General features: G+C 72.5%; 18 protein-coding genes. 14 read left to right on the forward strand and 4 right to left on the reverse strand.

The features are described 5' to 3' along the window. Positions 1 to 23 precede the first annotated feature (23 nt). Positions 24 to 290 carry a metal-sensitive transcriptional regulator gene (locus I601_RS19870; RefSeq protein ID WP_068113664.1) on the reverse strand — a complete coding sequence of 89 codons (267 nt, stop codon included), beginning with the start codon at positions 288 to 290 and terminating at the stop codon, positions 24 to 26. Continuing rightward, on the reverse strand, positions 290 to 712 hold the full coding sequence (locus I601_RS19875) for a DUF302 domain-containing protein (protein WP_068113667.1): 423 nt from the start codon (positions 710 to 712) through the stop codon (positions 290 to 292). The genes I601_RS19870 and I601_RS19875 overlap by 1 nt, the downstream gene beginning before the upstream one ends. A 154-nt stretch (positions 713 to 866) precedes the next feature. Between I601_RS19875 and I601_RS19880 the strand changes: the two genes are divergently transcribed. From I601_RS19880 to trxA, 11 genes are all read left to right on the forward strand, one after another. Continuing rightward, positions 867 to 1,169, forward strand: coding sequence for a rhodanese-like domain-containing protein (locus I601_RS19880; RefSeq protein WP_068113670.1), 303 nt, complete (start codon positions 867 to 869; stop codon positions 1,167 to 1,169). A gap of 8 nt (positions 1,170 to 1,177) precedes the next feature. Next, positions 1,178 to 2,557, forward strand: a complete 1,380-nt coding sequence (locus I601_RS19885) for an MBL fold metallo-hydrolase (protein WP_068113673.1) — start codon at positions 1,178 to 1,180, stop codon at positions 2,555 to 2,557. Between the two features lie 2 nt (positions 2,558 to 2,559). Continuing rightward, positions 2,560 to 3,387 (forward strand): sulfite exporter TauE/SafE family protein, encoded by an 828-nt coding sequence (locus I601_RS19890; RefSeq protein ID WP_068113676.1) that lies wholly within the window; start codon positions 2,560 to 2,562, stop codon positions 3,385 to 3,387. A 59-nt stretch (positions 3,388 to 3,446) separates the two neighbouring features. After that, on the forward strand, positions 3,447 to 5,618 hold the full coding sequence (locus I601_RS19895) for an MMPL family transporter (RefSeq protein WP_068113679.1): 2,172 nt from the start codon (positions 3,447 to 3,449) through the stop codon (positions 5,616 to 5,618). A gap of 57 nt (positions 5,619 to 5,675) precedes the next feature. Continuing rightward, entirely contained in the window at positions 5,676 to 5,888 is a 213-nt protein-coding gene (locus tag I601_RS19900; RefSeq protein WP_068113685.1) for a hypothetical protein, read from the forward strand. A gap of 13 nt (positions 5,889 to 5,901) precedes the next feature. Then, on the forward strand, positions 5,902 to 6,132 hold the full coding sequence (locus I601_RS19905; RefSeq protein WP_068113688.1) for a YgaP family membrane protein: 231 nt from the start codon (positions 5,902 to 5,904) through the stop codon (positions 6,130 to 6,132). A gap of 132 nt (positions 6,133 to 6,264) precedes the next feature. Then, the gene (locus tag I601_RS19910) at positions 6,265 to 6,930 is read left to right on the forward strand and encodes an ArsR/SmtB family transcription factor (RefSeq protein ID WP_068113691.1); all 666 of its coding nucleotides are present in this window, start codon (positions 6,265 to 6,267) and stop codon (positions 6,928 to 6,930) included. Beyond that, on the forward strand, positions 6,927 to 7,457 hold the full coding sequence (locus tag I601_RS19915) for a hypothetical protein (protein WP_218917711.1): 531 nt from the start codon (positions 6,927 to 6,929) through the stop codon (positions 7,455 to 7,457). Before I601_RS19910 ends, I601_RS19915 begins: the two co-directional genes overlap by 4 nt. Then, positions 7,450 to 8,181 (forward strand): DsbA family protein, encoded by a 732-nt coding sequence (locus I601_RS19920; protein ID WP_068113692.1) that lies wholly within the window; start codon positions 7,450 to 7,452, stop codon positions 8,179 to 8,181. Before I601_RS19915 ends, I601_RS19920 begins: the two co-directional genes overlap by 8 nt. Next, a complete protein-coding gene (locus I601_RS19925; RefSeq protein WP_068113693.1) occupies positions 8,178 to 9,104 on the forward strand; it encodes a cytochrome c biogenesis CcdA family protein in 927 nt (308 codons plus the stop codon). Before I601_RS19920 ends, I601_RS19925 begins: the two co-directional genes overlap by 4 nt. Before the next feature lie 15 nt (positions 9,105 to 9,119). Further along, complete coding sequence (trxA, locus tag I601_RS19930; protein ID WP_068113694.1) at positions 9,120 to 9,485, forward strand: thioredoxin; 366 nt, start codon at positions 9,120 to 9,122, stop codon at positions 9,483 to 9,485. Between the two features lie 10 nt (positions 9,486 to 9,495). On the opposite strand, the gene I601_RS19935 is transcribed toward trxA, so the two are convergent. Both I601_RS19935 and I601_RS19940 read right to left on the reverse strand, forming a co-directional pair. Beyond that, positions 9,496 to 10,974 (reverse strand): multicopper oxidase family protein, encoded by a 1,479-nt coding sequence (locus tag I601_RS19935; RefSeq protein WP_068113695.1) that lies wholly within the window; start codon positions 10,972 to 10,974, stop codon positions 9,496 to 9,498. Further along, on the reverse strand, positions 10,971 to 11,342 hold the full coding sequence (locus I601_RS19940) for an ArsR/SmtB family transcription factor (protein ID WP_068113701.1): 372 nt from the start codon (positions 11,340 to 11,342) through the stop codon (positions 10,971 to 10,973). Before I601_RS19940 ends, I601_RS19935 begins: the two co-directional genes overlap by 4 nt. A gap of 60 nt (positions 11,343 to 11,402) precedes the next feature. On the opposite strand from I601_RS19940, the gene I601_RS19945 reads away from it, so the two are divergent. From I601_RS19945 to I601_RS19955, 3 genes are read left to right on the forward strand one after another with little or no spacing between them, the layout of a single operon-like run. Further along, a complete protein-coding gene (locus tag I601_RS19945) occupies positions 11,403 to 11,744 on the forward strand; it encodes an NADH-quinone oxidoreductase subunit A (RefSeq protein ID WP_068113704.1) in 342 nt (113 codons plus the stop codon). Then, positions 11,735 to 12,853 (forward strand): hypothetical protein, encoded by a 1,119-nt coding sequence (locus I601_RS19950; RefSeq protein WP_157520356.1) that lies wholly within the window; start codon positions 11,735 to 11,737, stop codon positions 12,851 to 12,853. Before I601_RS19945 ends, I601_RS19950 begins: the two co-directional genes overlap by 10 nt. Next, positions 12,846 to 13,763: an NADH-quinone oxidoreductase subunit H gene (locus I601_RS19955; protein WP_068113714.1), complete on the forward strand. Its 918-nt coding sequence runs from the start codon at positions 12,846 to 12,848 to the stop codon at positions 13,761 to 13,763. The genes I601_RS19950 and I601_RS19955 overlap by 8 nt, the downstream gene beginning before the upstream one ends. Positions 13,764 to 13,765 lie beyond the last annotated feature (2 nt).

Below are 13,765 nucleotides of genomic sequence, written 5' to 3' on the forward strand. Positions count from 1 at the left end.
GGAGCCGGGCAGGTCGTCCGGCGTCAGGCCAGGGCCAGGAAGAGCTTCTCCATCTTCTTGACGTCGACCCCGTCGAGGTCCTCGTCGCTGGCGGTGAGGCACTGCTGCAGGCCGGTGGCCACGATGGCGTAGCCGGCCCGGGAGAGCGCCTTGTTCACGGCGGCGAGCTGGGTGAGCACGGACTCGCAGTCCGAGCCCTCCTCCATCATCCGGATCACGCTGGCCAGGTGGCCGTTGGCGCGCTTCATCCGGGTGATGATCGCCTTGATCTCAGTGGGCTCCAGGTCCATCAGGCTGTTCCTTCCAGTGCGGCGAGGGCGGCCGAGAGCCGCTCGCGAGCGTCGGCGGCGACGGCGCGGATGGCGTCGCCGCCAGGGCCGTCGGCGTCACCGAGCCCGACGGTCATCATGACGTCGGGGTCGAAGGCCTCGACGACGGTGGTGGTGTCGTCGAGCGCACGCACCACGACGTTGCAGGGCAGCAGCGCGGCGATCGAGGGCTCGACCTGCAGCGCCTGGTGGGCGAGCTGCGGACGGCAGGCACCGAGGATCACCTGCGGCACGACGTCGACGTCGAGCTTCTTCTTCAGGGTTTCCTTCAGGTCGATCTCGGTAAGAATCCCGAAGCCGGCTTCGGCCAGCTGCTCGCGCACTGCGGCCACGGTCTCGTCGTACGGCCGGTCCAGGGTCGTGGTGATCGTGTAGCTGCTCATCGGCGTCCTCTCGCGGTTCGCCACCCGAGTGGGGGTGGCACGGTGCGTACGACGTCGACTATACATCCCCCCAGGGGGTTGTGCTACGTTTCCTACATATCCCCCCAGGGGTTCGAAGCGAGCCCCTGGCGACCACGTCAGCGAGGAGATGGACATGCGAGAGATCGACATCGACCAGGCCGCCACGGCACTCGACCAAGGTGCCACCTTCGTGGACGTCCGGGAGCCCTCGGAGTACGCCGACGGCCACCTGCCCGGCGCCGTGAACATCCCGATGGGCCAGCTGCCGAACCGCACCGACGAGCTCGACCGCGACGCCACGGTCCACGTGGTCTGCGCTTCGGGCAACCGCAGCGGCGCCATGACCGACTTCCTCAGCGGCGCCGGGTTCGACGCCGTGAACGTCGCCGGCGGCACCTCGGCCTGGATCCGTGCCGGCCGCCCCACCGAGAAGTGAGGACCCCCATGAGCGAGCACAAGAACGACCTGACCGTCCGCGTCATCGAGACCCCGACCCTGGGCGACCGCAGCTACGTCGTGCACGACGGCGAGGTGGCGATCGTCATCGACCCGCAGCGCGACATCGACCGCGTGCTCGAGGTCCTGGAGTCCGAGGGCGTGCGCCTGACGCACATCTTCGAGACGCACATCCACAACGACTACCTCACCGGCGGCCTGGCCCTGGCGCAGGAGACCGGCGCCGCCTACCTGGTCAACGGCGAGGACGACGTCTCCTACGACCGCACCCCGATCGCCGACAAGGAGACGGTCGAGGTGAGCGAGCGGATGAGCGTGCGCGCCATCGCCACCCCCGGCCACACCTTCACCCACCTCTCGTACGCCGTCACCGACGGCGGCGAGCCGTTCGCGGTCTTCACGGGCGGCTCGCTGCTCTTCGGTGCCACCGGTCGCCCCGACCTGATGGGCGAGGAGCACACCGACACCCTGGTGCGCCACCAGCACGCCTCGGCGCACCGGCTGGCCGAGGAGCTGCCCGACGAGGCCGAGGTCTTCCCGACCCACGGCTTCGGCTCGTTCTGCTCGGCCACCCAGACCGACGCCACCTCCTCGACCATCGGCCAGGAGAAGACGCAGAACCCGGTGCTGACCCAGGACGAGGAGACCTACGTCCGCGAGCTCCTCGACGGGCTGGGGGCCTACCCGGCCTACTACGCCCAGATGAGCCCTCGCAACGCCGCAGGCCCCGACGCGCCCGACCTCAGCACGCCCGAGCGCGCCGACGCCGCCGAGCTGCGCCGTCGCATCGAGGCCGGCGAGTGGGTCGTCGACCTGCGCAACCGCACCGCCTTCGCGGCCGGGCACGCCCCGGGCACCGTGAACTTCGGGCTGGACGGCGGCTTCGCGACCTACCTGGGCTGGCTCATCGAGGAGGGCACCCCGGTGACCCTGCTCGGCGAGAGCGCCGACGACGTCGCCGAGGCGCAGCGCGAGCTCGTCCGCATCGGGATCGACCGTCCGGCCGCGCACGCGACCGGTGGTCCGAAGGACTGGACCGACGGCGACCTCGGCAGCTTCGAGACCGCCACCTTCGCCGACCTGGCGCAGGTGCGCCACCACCGCCAGGTGGTCGTGCTCGACGTCCGTCGCACCGACGAGCACGAGAAGGCCGCGATCGACGGCGCCGTCAACATCCCGATCCACGAGATCCCGCGCCGCGTCGCCGAGGTCCCCGAGGGTGAGGTCTGGGTGCACTGCGCCGGTGGCTACCGCGCGTCGGTGGCCGCCTCCTTCCTCGCAGCCGCAGGTCGCACGCTGGTCTCGATCGACGACTCGTTCGACAACGCCGAGGCGGTCGGGCTGCACCTGGTCGGCCCCGAGGCCTGAGCGTGATCTTCGTCCTCGCCGTCGTCGCCGGCGCGCTCATCGGCCTGTCCCTGGGCGCGCTCGGCGGCGGTGGATCGATCCTGGCCGTGCCGGTGCTGGTCTACCTGTTGGACCAGTCACCGGCGCAGGCCACGACCGGTTCCCTGGTCGTCGTCGGCGTCACCTCGGTGGCCGGCGCCGTCGCCGCCCACCGGGCCGGGAACGTGCTGCTGGGCCGTGGCGTCGCCTTCGGCGTCGTGGCGATCGGTGGCGCCGCGGCCGGCGCGAAGGCCTCGGCCGCGGTGAGCGAGGACGTGCTGCTGGCCTCCTTCGCCCTGCTCATGCTGCTCGTCGGGGCCCTGATGGCCTGGCGTCGGCTGGGGCACGGCGACCCCACCCGTCCCGACCCCGACAAGAAGCGCCCGGGGCTGGACGACCCGATCATCTCCTTCAGCCCCACCTTCCGGTGCGCGTGCCCACGAGCGCTCAAGGTGCTCGTGACCGCCACCGCGGTGGGACTGCTGACCGGCTTCCTCGGCGTCGGCGGCGGCTTCCTCGTCGTACCGGCGCTGCTGCTGGCCCTCGCCCTGCCGATGACGTACGCCGTCGGCACCTCCCTGGTGGTCATCTCGATCACCTCGGCCTCGGCGCTGGCCGTGCGGGCCGGGTCCGGCACCAGCCCCGACTGGGTGCTGGTCCTGGTCCTGACGATCGCCTCGTCGATCGCGGCCGTGCTCGGCGCCCGGCTGGCCGACCGGATCGACACCGACAAGCTCCAGGGAGCCTTCACGCTCCTGGTCCTGGGCGTCGCGGTCTACACCGCGGCCCGCGCGTTCCCTGCGCTGGTCTGACGCCCACCCGGCACGCGGGTGCCACCCCTCCCCTGCTCTGACTCACAGAACGGAATCCCATGAGCACCACCACCACTCCCCATCACAAGGCAGGGTCGCCCCCCGACGACGCCGCGCGGCGCACGGCCGGCCCCCTGGGCCGCCTCGGCCTGTGGGTCAGCGAGCACGGCAAGCTCGTGGCGATCGTGTGGGTCCTGCTGATCATCGGCCTGGGCATCTTCGCCCCGCAGGTCGAGAAGAACCTCTCGGGTGCCGGCTGGCAGGCCAACGGCTCCGAGTCCGTGGCCGCGCGCGAGCTCGCCCAGGACAGCTTCGGCGGCAACGCCTCGTCGGCCATCCAGGTCGTCGTGCACTCCGACGACGGGCCGGTCACCGAGGGCGAGGGCAAGAACATCCTCGCCGAGGTCACCGCCATCCTGGAGGACGAGCCGCGCATCGCCGAGGTGATCGCGCCGCAGCCCGGCGCCACCTTGTCGCAGGACGGGTCGACCGCCATCGTCCTGGCCGGCGCAGGCGCCGACACCAACGAGATGGTCCGGGTGGCCACCGACATCAAGGAGGAGCTGCAGGACCTCTCCACCGAGACCGTCCAGGTCAACCCGACCGGCTCCTCCCTGCTGTGGTCGGACTTCAACGAGGCCAACCTCGAGGCGATGCTGACCTCGGAGCTGATGTCGTGGCCCGTCACGATGGCGATCCTCGTGCTCGCCTTCGGTGCCCTGGTCGCAGCCGGTCTGCCGCTGCTGCTGACCCTCGCGGGGCTGGTGGCCTCCGCCGGCTCGCTGGTGCTCATCAACGAGCTGATCCCGGTGTCCATCTGGGCGATGAACTTCGCGATGATGTTCGCCCTGGCGCTCGGCATCGACTACGCCCTGTTCCTGGTGGTGCGCTACCGCGCAGCGCGGGCCGCGCGTCCCGACGACAAGCGGTGGGCGATCGCGCAGACGATGGACACCGCCGGCAAGGCCGTGCTCCTCTCGGGGCTGACCGTGCTCGTCTCGCTGTCCGCGGTCATGATCGTGCCGTCCCCCTCGTTCCGCTCGATGGCCGGCGGCATCATGCTCTCGGTCGTGTTCGTCCTCGGCGCGACGCTCACCCTGCTGCCGCTGGTGCTGTACAGCCTCGACGACCGCATCAACAAGTTCGCCCTGCCGTGGGCGAAGTCCGGTGAGCACCGCTCGCCGCGCTTCGAGGCCTGGGGCGAGCGCCTGTGGAAGCGTCCCGTCGTGTGGGGCCTGGCCTCGCTGGTCATCCTCCTGGCCCTCGCCGCTCCGATCATGGGCCTGAAGACCGCGATGCCCTCGATCAAGGTGCTGCCCGAGGACTCCTCGGCGCGCATCGGCTACGACCTCGTGCAGGACTCCTTCGGCGAGGGTGCCCCCGGGACCCTCCAGGTGGTCACCGACAAGGCCGACGCCGAGGCGACCACCGCGACCCTGACGGCCGACAGCGGCATCGCCGGGGCCATGCCCCCGATGCCCGCGATGGACGACAGCGGCCTGGTGCTCATCCAGGCGGTCCCGACCGTCGACCCCTCGGACCCCGAGCTCGGTGACACCGTGGACCGGCTGCGCGCCGATCTCCCCGAGTCCGCACTCGTCGGCGGCGCCGCGGTCGAGAACCTCGACCTGAAGGCCCAGCTCGACGAGTCCACGCCGCTGGTCATCGGCGTCGTGATGGTGCTCGGCTTCCTGCTGCTGCTCTTCGCGCTGCAGGCGCCGCTCATCTCGCTGCTGGGCACCCTGGCCAGCCTGCTCTCGACCGCCGCCGCCTTCGGTGTGGCCCGCCTGATCTTCCAGGAGGGCTACGGCTCCGACCTGCTCGGCTTCGAGCCGCAGGGCTTCCTGGACGCCTGGGCCCCGGTGTTCTTCTTCGCGATGATCTTCGCGATCGCGATGGACTACACGGTGTTCCTGCTGGCCTCGGCCAAGGAGCACTACGAGCGCAGCGGCGACCCGAAGGACGCGATGGTCGGTTCGCTGGCCCACTCCGGGCGGGTGATCTTCGCCGCCGGCGCGGTGATGGTCGCGGTGTTCTTCACCTTCGCCCTGTCGGGTCCGATCCCGCCCAAGGAGATGGGCGTGGTGCTGGGCATCGCGGTGCTGCTGGACGCCTTCCTGGTCCGGCTGGTGCTGCTCCCGGTGATGCTGCGCCTGACCGGCAAGGCCGCCTGGTACACCCCGGCCTGGCTGAGCAAGGTGCTGCCGAACATCACGTTCGCTCACGACTGATCCCGTCTCGACCCCACCACACGACCACGCGGCGTACGCCGCGGAGAGGAGGCAGCCATGTGCCGCCCCACCACCTGCAAGATCTGCAAGAAGACCACCTGGGCCGGGTGCGGCAACCACGTCGCCCAGGTCAAGGCGTCGGTGCCCGCCGGCCAGTGGTGCTCGGGCCACTCCCAGGCCGAGCAGGCCGCAGCCAAGGCCAAGGGCCAGGACAAGGCCCGGACCGACGGCGCGCAGGGCAGCTGGTTCAGCCGCCTGTTGAAGCGCTGAGGAGGAGACCGTCATGAACCTCGACCGCGCCGTGATGATATTCGCCGGCGGGATGACGCTGCTCAGCGCCGTCCTGGTGGCACTGGTCTCGCCCTGGTGGTTGCTGCTGACCGCCTTCGTCGGGCTGAACCAGATCCAGTCCAGCCTCACCGGGTTCTGCCCGGCCGCGATGGTGCTGCGCAAGGCCGGCCTGCAGTCCGGTTGCGCCTTCGAGCCACGCGAGGCCGCGCCCGTCGGTCGCTGACCGGCGCCCGAGGAGCGCAGCAGACACACCGGCCGTGGGCCGGCGGGAGGAAGTCCTCCCGCCGGCCCACGGCCGTTTTCGCCACCGGGTACGGTCTTCCACAGTTCTATGGAAGATGACGATGGAGGAGCGATGGACGACCGGCGCAGCACCCTGTTCGACCAGCTCGGCGTGGTGGGCAAGGCCTTCGCCAGCCCCCGACGGCTCGAGCTCGTCGACCTGCTGGCGCAGGGCGAGCGGACCGTCGACGCCCTGGCTCGCACCGCCGGCATGGGCGTCACGACCGTGTCTGCCCACCTGCAGGTCCTCAAGCTGGCCAACCTGGTCAGCACCCGCCGCGAGGGCACCCGGGTGCACTACCGGCTCGCCGGCGACGACGTCGCGGCCCTGTACGACGCCCTGCGCACCGTGGGGCGGGAGCGATCGGCCGACGTCGGTCGCGCCCTGGAGGCCTATCTCGACGTGCCCGGCTCCCAGGAGGTCGGCCTCGTGACCCGCTCCGAGCTGACCGCCGCTCTCGACGAGGGCTCGGCCGACGTCATCGACGTGCGCCCGGTCGAGGAGTACCTGGCCGGGCACGTCCCCGGCGCCCGCAGCGTGCCGCTGGAGGACCTGGCCGCGCAGGTGAGCGACCTGCACACGCGGGGCCCGGTCATCGCCTACTGCCGCGGCGCGTTCTGCGTGCTGGCGCACGACGCGGTGCGCATCCTGGCCGCGTCCGGGGTCGAGGCCCGCCGGCTCGAGGACGGGATGCTCGAGTGGCGCACCCACGGCCATCCCGTGGCGGTGGGTGCATGACCAGCTGGACCGCGCTGCGCGGCTTCTCGCCGCGGCGCTGGGCCGTGGCCGCCCTATCCGGGACCGCCTTCGCCCTGGCGGTGGCCATCCCCACCGACCTCGTCGACACCCCACTCTTCGGCCGCGAGATCCCGCCGACCTGGTGGGCCTGGCCCGCCCTGCTGGTCTCGTCGGCGCTGGCCGGTCTGCTCGTGGCGACGTACGTCGCGGCCCCGCCGCGCGAGACCGACGTGGCCGGTCGCGGCGGCTGGATCGGCGGCGCGCTGACCTTCTTCGCCGTCGGCTGCCCGGTGTGCAACAAGCTGGTGCTGGTCGCCCTCGGCAGCGCCGGCGCGCTGACGTGGTTCGAGCCCGTGCAACCCGTGCTGCAGCTGCTCGCCGTCGCCCTGCTGGCGTGGGCGCTGCGCCGCCGCCTGCTCGACCAGGTCAGCTGCGCGGTGCCCACCACCAACCCGATCCCCCAGACGGTCGGCCAGACCGTCAGCCAGACCGTCCCCCACCCCAGCCCTGGAGACCCTCGTGACTGAGAAGCGCAAGAGCCCCCTGCTCCCCCTGGCCGTCGCCGCGGTCGCGGCCGCCGCCCTCGTGGCCGTGCTCGTCGGCACCACAGGCGCCGACGCCCCCGACAAGACCGACGGGCCGAGCTCCCCCGCGGCGAGCGCCGCCGACCCCAGCTCGGCCCCGCCCGCCGACGACCCGCTCGCCCAGCTGGCGCGGCGTGAGGCCGACGACCCGATGGCGGTGGGCGACAAGGACGCCCCGGTGGTGATGGTCAACTACTCGGAGTTCCAGTGCCCGTTCTGCGGCAAGTTCGCCCGGGACACCGAGCCGGTGCTGCACGAGAAGTACGTCGAGGACGGCACGCTGCGCATCGAGTGGCGCGACTTCCCCTACCTGGGCCAGGAGTCGACCACCGCGGCGCTGGCCGGTCGCGCGGCCGCGGCGCAGGACAAGTTCTGGGAGTTCCACGAGGCGCTCTACGCCGACCAGCCCTCCCCCAACAGCGGCGCCATCGACCAGGACTTCCTCGACGACATCGCGCGCGACATCGGCCTCGACGTCGCGGACTTCCGCCGCGACATGTCAAGCCCCGACGCCCAGCAGGCCGTGGAGGCCGACTTCGCCGAGGGCCAGCAGATCGGGGTGACCGGCACCCCCGCGTTCATCATCAACGGCCAGCCGGTGATCGGCGCCCAGCCGACGGCCACCTTCGAGCAGGTCATCGAGGACGCCGCGGACGCGGCCCGATGACCGAGATCGGCCTCGTCGCGGCCTTCGCGGCCGGGGTCTTGGCACTGCTGTCCCCGTGCAGCGCCCTGCTGCTGCCCTCGTTCTTCGCCTACGCGTTCGCCGACGCCCGAGCACTGGTGGCCCGGACCACGGTCTTCTACGTGGGGCTCCTGCTGACGCTGGTGCCGCTGGGCACCGGCGCCGGCTTCGCCTCCGAGCTGTTCTACGGCCACCGCACGACGCTGATCGCGGTGGCGGGCTGGACGATCATCGCGATGGGTGTGCTGCAGCTCGTGGGGCGCGGCTTCGCGATGCCCTTCTCGGCGCGGCTGCAGTCCTGGGCGGGCACCCGCACCGGCAGCGGCTGGGCCTCCACGCTCGTGCTCGGGGCGGTCTACGGCCTCGCCGGCTTCTGCTCCGGGCCGGTGCTGGGCGCCATCCTCACCGTGGCCGCCACGTCCGGCTCCCCGTGGCAGGGCGGACTGCTGCTCGCGGTCTACGCCCTCGGCATGGCCGCGCCGCTGCTCGTGCTCGCCGTCCTGTGGGACCGGTACGACCTGGGCAGCCGCCGCTGGCTGCGCGGTCGGACCCTTCACGTCGGACCGGTCACCGTGCACACCACGTCGCTGGTCGCCGGGGTGCTCTTCATCGCGATCGGCGTGCTGTTCCTGCGCTTCGACGGCACGGCCGGCATCACCGGCTTCCTCGGGTTCGACACCGTCGACCTCGAGTTCGCCGCCCAGCAGGCCGTCACCGAGTGGGCCGCCGCGATCCCCGTCTGGGTGCTGCCCGCCGGGGTCGTGGTCGTCGCACTGGGCGTGGCGCTGCGCCGCGCGACCCGCCCCACGGACGACGAGCACCCGACGTCGTCGTACGTAGGGAACAACGAGGACGTCCGACCGGTTGGGAAGGTATCCCCCCACGGGGATCAGACTTCCGACTGACAAGGAGACCACCCGATGGCCACCACCGACCTGACCGCCGAGACGTTCGAGACCACCATCTCCAGCAACGAGATCGTCCTCGTCGACTTCTGGGCCTCCTGGTGCGGCCCGTGCCGCCAGTTCGCCCCCGTCTACGAGACGGCGTCGGCGGAGAACACCGACATCGTCTTCGCCAAGATCGACACCGAGGCCGAGCAGAGCCTGGCCGCCGCGGCGAACATCACCTCGATCCCGACCCTGATGGCGTTCAAGGACGGCAACCTCGTCTTCGCCCAGCCCGGCGCCCTGCCGGCTCCGGCGCTCGCCGAGCTGATCGAGGCCGTGCGCGCGCTCGACGTGGAGAAGGCCAAGGCCGAGGCGGCCGCCCAGGCCGACGCCTGAGGCTCGGGCCTCACCCCACCCGGACGACGCCCATCATGCCGTCGTCCTCGTGGTCGAGGATGTGACAGTGGTAGACGGTGCGGCCGGGCTGGTCGAAGGCCACCCGGACCGTCACCGCTCCACGCGCCGGGACGTTGACCACGTCGCGCCACACCGGGGCGTCCACCAGCCCCTCGCCGGCGTCGAGCACCTGCATCGGCCACACGTGGAGGTGGAAGGGGTGGTCCATCGAGCTGTCGTTGCGGATGGTCCAGTCCTCCACGGCCCCGACCTCGACCTCCTGGTCGGTCCGGTCGGGGTCGAACTCCTGGCCTCCGAAGGTGAAGCTCATCCCGCCCATCCCCATCCCGGTCTGGAACACGAGCTCACGACGCCGCGCGGGCTCTCGTCCGCGCAGGTCCCGGGCGGCACGCCGCGCAGGCAGCGGAGCCCCCGCGGGGACCTCCGTCCCGGCCACCTCGAGCCTGAGCAGGTCCACCGCACCTGACGACGAGGACGCGCCCCCGCCCATCATGCCGCCCATCCCACCCATCTCGCTCTCGCCGCGGTCGACGGGGTCCGCGCGCACGGTGGTGGTGCCCGAGACCGTCGTCAGCACGATGTCGGCACGGTTGCCCGGAGCGAGCACCAGCGCTCCTCCGGCCGCGGGCGGCTCGAGCGGACCGAGGTCGCGCGCGACCAGGTCGACCTGCTGGGCGCCGAGATCCAGCGCGAGGTAGCGCGAGACGCAGGCGTTGACGACCCGCCACCGCTCCCGCTCACCCGGGCGCGCCTCGAGGACGGGGGCCACCTGGCCGTTGACCAGCACCAGCTCGCCCTCGCGACCCATCATCTTGTCGGGCATCGAGGGGTCCTTCAGTGCGCCGGACTCGTCGAGGCTGATGTCGGAGACGACCAGCACCCGCTCCCGCGCCACCTCGACCGTGGCCGCACCGGGGGTCTCGGGGTCCTCGACCACGATGGCGCCGTACAGGCCGCCGAAGACCTGGTCGGCGACGTTGCCGTGGTGGTGGGGGTGGTACCAGAACACCCCGGGCGGGTGGTCGTCCGGGAGCCGGTGCTCGTAGTCGAACGACTCCCCCGGCTGCACGGCGACGAAGACGTTGTCGCCGTTGCCCTCGGGCGAGACGTGGAGGCCGTGCACGTGGAGGTTGGTGGGCTCGTCGAGCCCGTTGACCAGCTCGATGCGCAGGGTGTCCCCCGGCCGCACGCGCAACGTCGGCCCCGGCAGCCCGTCGTTGTAGCCGAGGGCGGTGACCGAGCGCCCGGCCACCTGGCGGTCGCCGCGAGCGGCCTCCAACCGGACCGCCAGGACGCCGGACTCGCTGCGCAGCACCGGTGGCTCCACCGCAGCGGCGCCCGACCGGGCGTCGAGGACCGACTCGGGCCCGAACCGCCACCAGCCGGCAGCGCCGGCACCCGCGGCCACCAGGCCGACGCCCCCGATGCGCAGCGCACGTCGGCGAGTCACGCGGGGCTGCTGGGTCATGAGCCCTCCTCGGAGTGGGCGCCCATCTCTCCCAGGCGCAGCAGGCAGTGCTGGCGCAGCGGCTCCGGGAAGCCCTCCGCCAACCGGTAGAAGACCATCCGTCCCTGGCGTCGACGCCGCACCAGACCGGCCGTGCGCAGCATCCGCAGGCCGTAGCTGGCTGCGTCCTCACTGACCTCGAGCGCCAGCGCGAGGTCGCCCACGCACAGCTCCTCGGCGGCATCGAGGGCGAAGAGCAGCCGCATCCGGGTCGGGTCCGCGATCAGCGTCAGCACGCTGGTCACGTCGGCGGTGCGTGCCGGGTCGGGCAGCCGCGCCTGGGCCCGGCGCACCGCCTCCTGGTCGACCGGATGGGTGTGGACGCTCATGCTGCTCCTTCGATAACGTCGTCCGCACCATCGTACGGACGAGCGGATGGAGGAGCGAGGGTGCTGCAGCTGCTGACGCTCGTCGCGCTCGTCTGCCTCGCGCTGCTCACCCTGACCGCGCTGCACCGCGCCCTCGTCGTGGACCCCGCGCCGCTGCTCGTGCTGCCGCAGGCCTCGGGCCGGGTGCCGCAGCAGCACGCGCTCTCCCGCTTCCACGCGCGCTGGTACGCCGCCAGCGTCGTCTTCCTCGCCTTCGACGTCGAGATGCTCTTCATGTACCCCTGGGCCGTCGTGGTCGAGGACCTGGGCCCCGGCGCGGTCGTCGAGATGTTCGGCTTCCTCGCGGTCCTGCTGGCCGCCGTCGCCTGGGCCCGCCGGGAGGGGGCCTTCCGATGGGCCTGAGGAGTCTCGTGGCGCGCGCCGCGACCAGCCGACCGCGGGTCCTGGTCGTGGAGATGCCCGGGGGCGCCCGGGTGCGGATGGCCGTGGAGGCCGAGCTCGACGCCCGCGGCTGGCAGATGGGCGGCTCGGTGGCGAGCGCCGACGTGCTGCTCCTCGCCGGCGCCGTGCCGGACCCGCTGACCGACGCCGTCGAGCTGCTCTGGTCGCAGCTGCCGGGCCCGCGGGCCCGCGCCTGCGTGCGCAGGCCCCCGGACGTCGCCTCGACGGTGGACGCGGTGCTGGCCGACCTCCGGGACGACCCGCGGCAACGTGCCGAGGCTCAGCAGCGCGGCCACGACGCCGCGAGCGGCTGGATCGAGCCGGACACCGACCACGGCGACATGGACCACGGGGACATGGACCACGGGGACATGGACCACGGGGACATGGACCACGGGGACATGGACCACGGCGACATGGACCACGGCGACATGGACCACGGCGACATGGACCACGGCGACATGGACCACGGCGACATGGACCACGGCGACATGGACCACGGCGACATGGAGATGGCCCCGGGCGGGATCGCGCTCGCCGAGGGCGACGAGGACCGCGACGGCCTCGAGATGGACGTGCTCGCCCACCCGCTCGGCCCACTGCTCGACCGGTGGCCGGGCGGGCTCGCGCTGAGCACCCGCTTGCACGGCGACGTCGTGGCGCAGGTCGAGGTGCTCCGCCGGCCCGACCTCGTCGACGGGGTCGGGTCCGATGCAGCGGTCTGGGACGCGGTGGCGACCGTGCTCGCCCTGGTCGGCGACGAGACGTGGGCCAGGCGCTCCCGGGCCGTGCGGGACGCTCTCCTCGACGGCGCGAGCAGCGTCGACCAGCGACGCGTGCGGGCTCACCTGGGCCGGCTCTCCCGGGCGCACGTGCTCCCGTCCTCCGCCTCGGACGTCCTCGGGCGCCTCCTGGACGGGCGGATCGACACGACGGCGCACCGGCTCGACGACCGCGCCCTGGCCTCCCTGCTGGAGGGTCACGACCTCGGCGACGTCCGTCTCCTGGTCGCCGCCCACGCCCCGCTGATCCACCTTGCTCCCCTGTCCGAGGAGGCCGGTCGTGACTGAGACCGTGCCCGCCCTGGCCGGCTCGGCCGGTGTGCTGCTGGCCACGTTCGTGCTGGCCTGGACGGCCAGCGCGTCGTACGCCGTCGCCGGCGGCCGCGGGGCCGCCGACGCGCTGCTGCACGCCCCCCGCGAGTCGGCGCGGCTGCTGCGGCAGCGACGCCGCACCACCCTGGCCGCGGACACGTTGCTGTGGCGCTCGAGCGGCTGGTCGCTGCTGCTCGTGGCGGTCCTGCTCGTCGCGCTCGTGCCCTGGGGCGGCTCGACGCTGCTGCCCGGCTCGCTCGGCGTGGTCTGGGCCAACACCCTCGACATCGTGGTCTGGGCGCTGGTCTGGCTGCTGGGCTGGGGCGCCAACTCGGTCGTCGGTCTGGTGGGCGGCTACCGCTTCCTCGCCCTGGCGCTGGCCTACGAGCTGCCGCTGATGTTCGCCCTGGTCGCGCCCGCGCTGGCGGCCGGCAGCCTCGACCTCGCCGTGGTCGCCCAGGCCCAGAGCCCCCTCTGGTACGCCGTCTGGATGCCGGTGGCCTTCGCGGCCTACCTGCTGGGGGTCCTCGGCTTCGCCGTCCTCGGACCGCTCTCGGCACCGGCCGGCCCCGAGGTCGGGGGCGGGGTGCTCGCCGAGCTGTCGGGCCCCGACCTGCTGGTCGTGAACGCGGGGCGCTACGCACTGCTGGGCGCGGGGGCCGCGGTCGCGGTCCCGCTCTTCCTCGGCGGTGGCGCAGGACCGTGGCTGCCCGGCGCGGTGTGGGTGCTGGTCAAGGCGCTGGCGCTGACCGTCGCGCTGGCCTTCGTGGCCGGTCGGTTGCCGGTGCTGCGCGTGCACCGGCTGATGGAGCCGCTGTGGACCGTCTGGCTGCCGCTGGTGGTCGTGCAGGACCTGGTCGTGGCCGTCGTCGTGGTGGGGAGGTGATC

It is taken from the genome of Nocardioides dokdonensis FR1436 (assembly GCF_001653335.1).
GTDB lineage: Bacteria > Actinomycetota > Actinomycetes > Propionibacteriales > Nocardioidaceae > Nocardioides > Nocardioides dokdonensis.

What these genes read in the sequence shown, in the direction of transcription:
- I601_RS19870 (WP_068113664.1), bottom strand. Translation starts at nt 290, where the DNA reads ATGGACCTGGAGCCCACTGAGATCAAGGCGATCATCACCCGGATGAAG.
- I601_RS19875 (WP_068113667.1), bottom strand. Translation starts at nt 712, where the DNA reads ATGAGCAGCTACACGATCACCACGACCCTGGACCGGCCGTACGACGAG.
- I601_RS19880 (WP_068113670.1), top strand. Translation starts at nt 867, where the DNA reads ATGCGAGAGATCGACATCGACCAGGCCGCCACGGCACTCGACCAAGGT.
- I601_RS19885 (WP_068113673.1), top strand. Translation starts at nt 1,178, where the DNA reads ATGAGCGAGCACAAGAACGACCTGACCGTCCGCGTCATCGAGACCCCG.
- I601_RS19895 (WP_068113679.1), top strand. Translation starts at nt 3,447, where the DNA reads ATGAGCACCACCACCACTCCCCATCACAAGGCAGGGTCGCCCCCCGAC.
- I601_RS19900 (WP_068113685.1), top strand. Translation starts at nt 5,676, where the DNA reads ATGTGCCGCCCCACCACCTGCAAGATCTGCAAGAAGACCACCTGGGCC.
- I601_RS19905 (WP_068113688.1), top strand. Translation starts at nt 5,902, where the DNA reads ATGAACCTCGACCGCGCCGTGATGATATTCGCCGGCGGGATGACGCTG.
- I601_RS19910 (WP_068113691.1), top strand. Translation starts at nt 6,265, where the DNA reads ATGGACGACCGGCGCAGCACCCTGTTCGACCAGCTCGGCGTGGTGGGC.
- I601_RS19915 (WP_218917711.1), top strand. Translation starts at nt 6,927, where the DNA reads ATGACCAGCTGGACCGCGCTGCGCGGCTTCTCGCCGCGGCGCTGGGCC.
- I601_RS19925 (WP_068113693.1), top strand. Translation starts at nt 8,178, where the DNA reads ATGACCGAGATCGGCCTCGTCGCGGCCTTCGCGGCCGGGGTCTTGGCA.
- trxA (WP_068113694.1), top strand. Translation starts at nt 9,120, where the DNA reads ATGGCCACCACCGACCTGACCGCCGAGACGTTCGAGACCACCATCTCC.
- I601_RS19935 (WP_068113695.1), bottom strand. Translation starts at nt 10,974, where the DNA reads ATGACCCAGCAGCCCCGCGTGACTCGCCGACGTGCGCTGCGCATCGGG.
- I601_RS19940 (WP_068113701.1), bottom strand. Translation starts at nt 11,342, where the DNA reads ATGAGCGTCCACACCCATCCGGTCGACCAGGAGGCGGTGCGCCGGGCC.
- I601_RS19950 (WP_157520356.1), top strand. Translation starts at nt 11,735, where the DNA reads ATGGGCCTGAGGAGTCTCGTGGCGCGCGCCGCGACCAGCCGACCGCGG.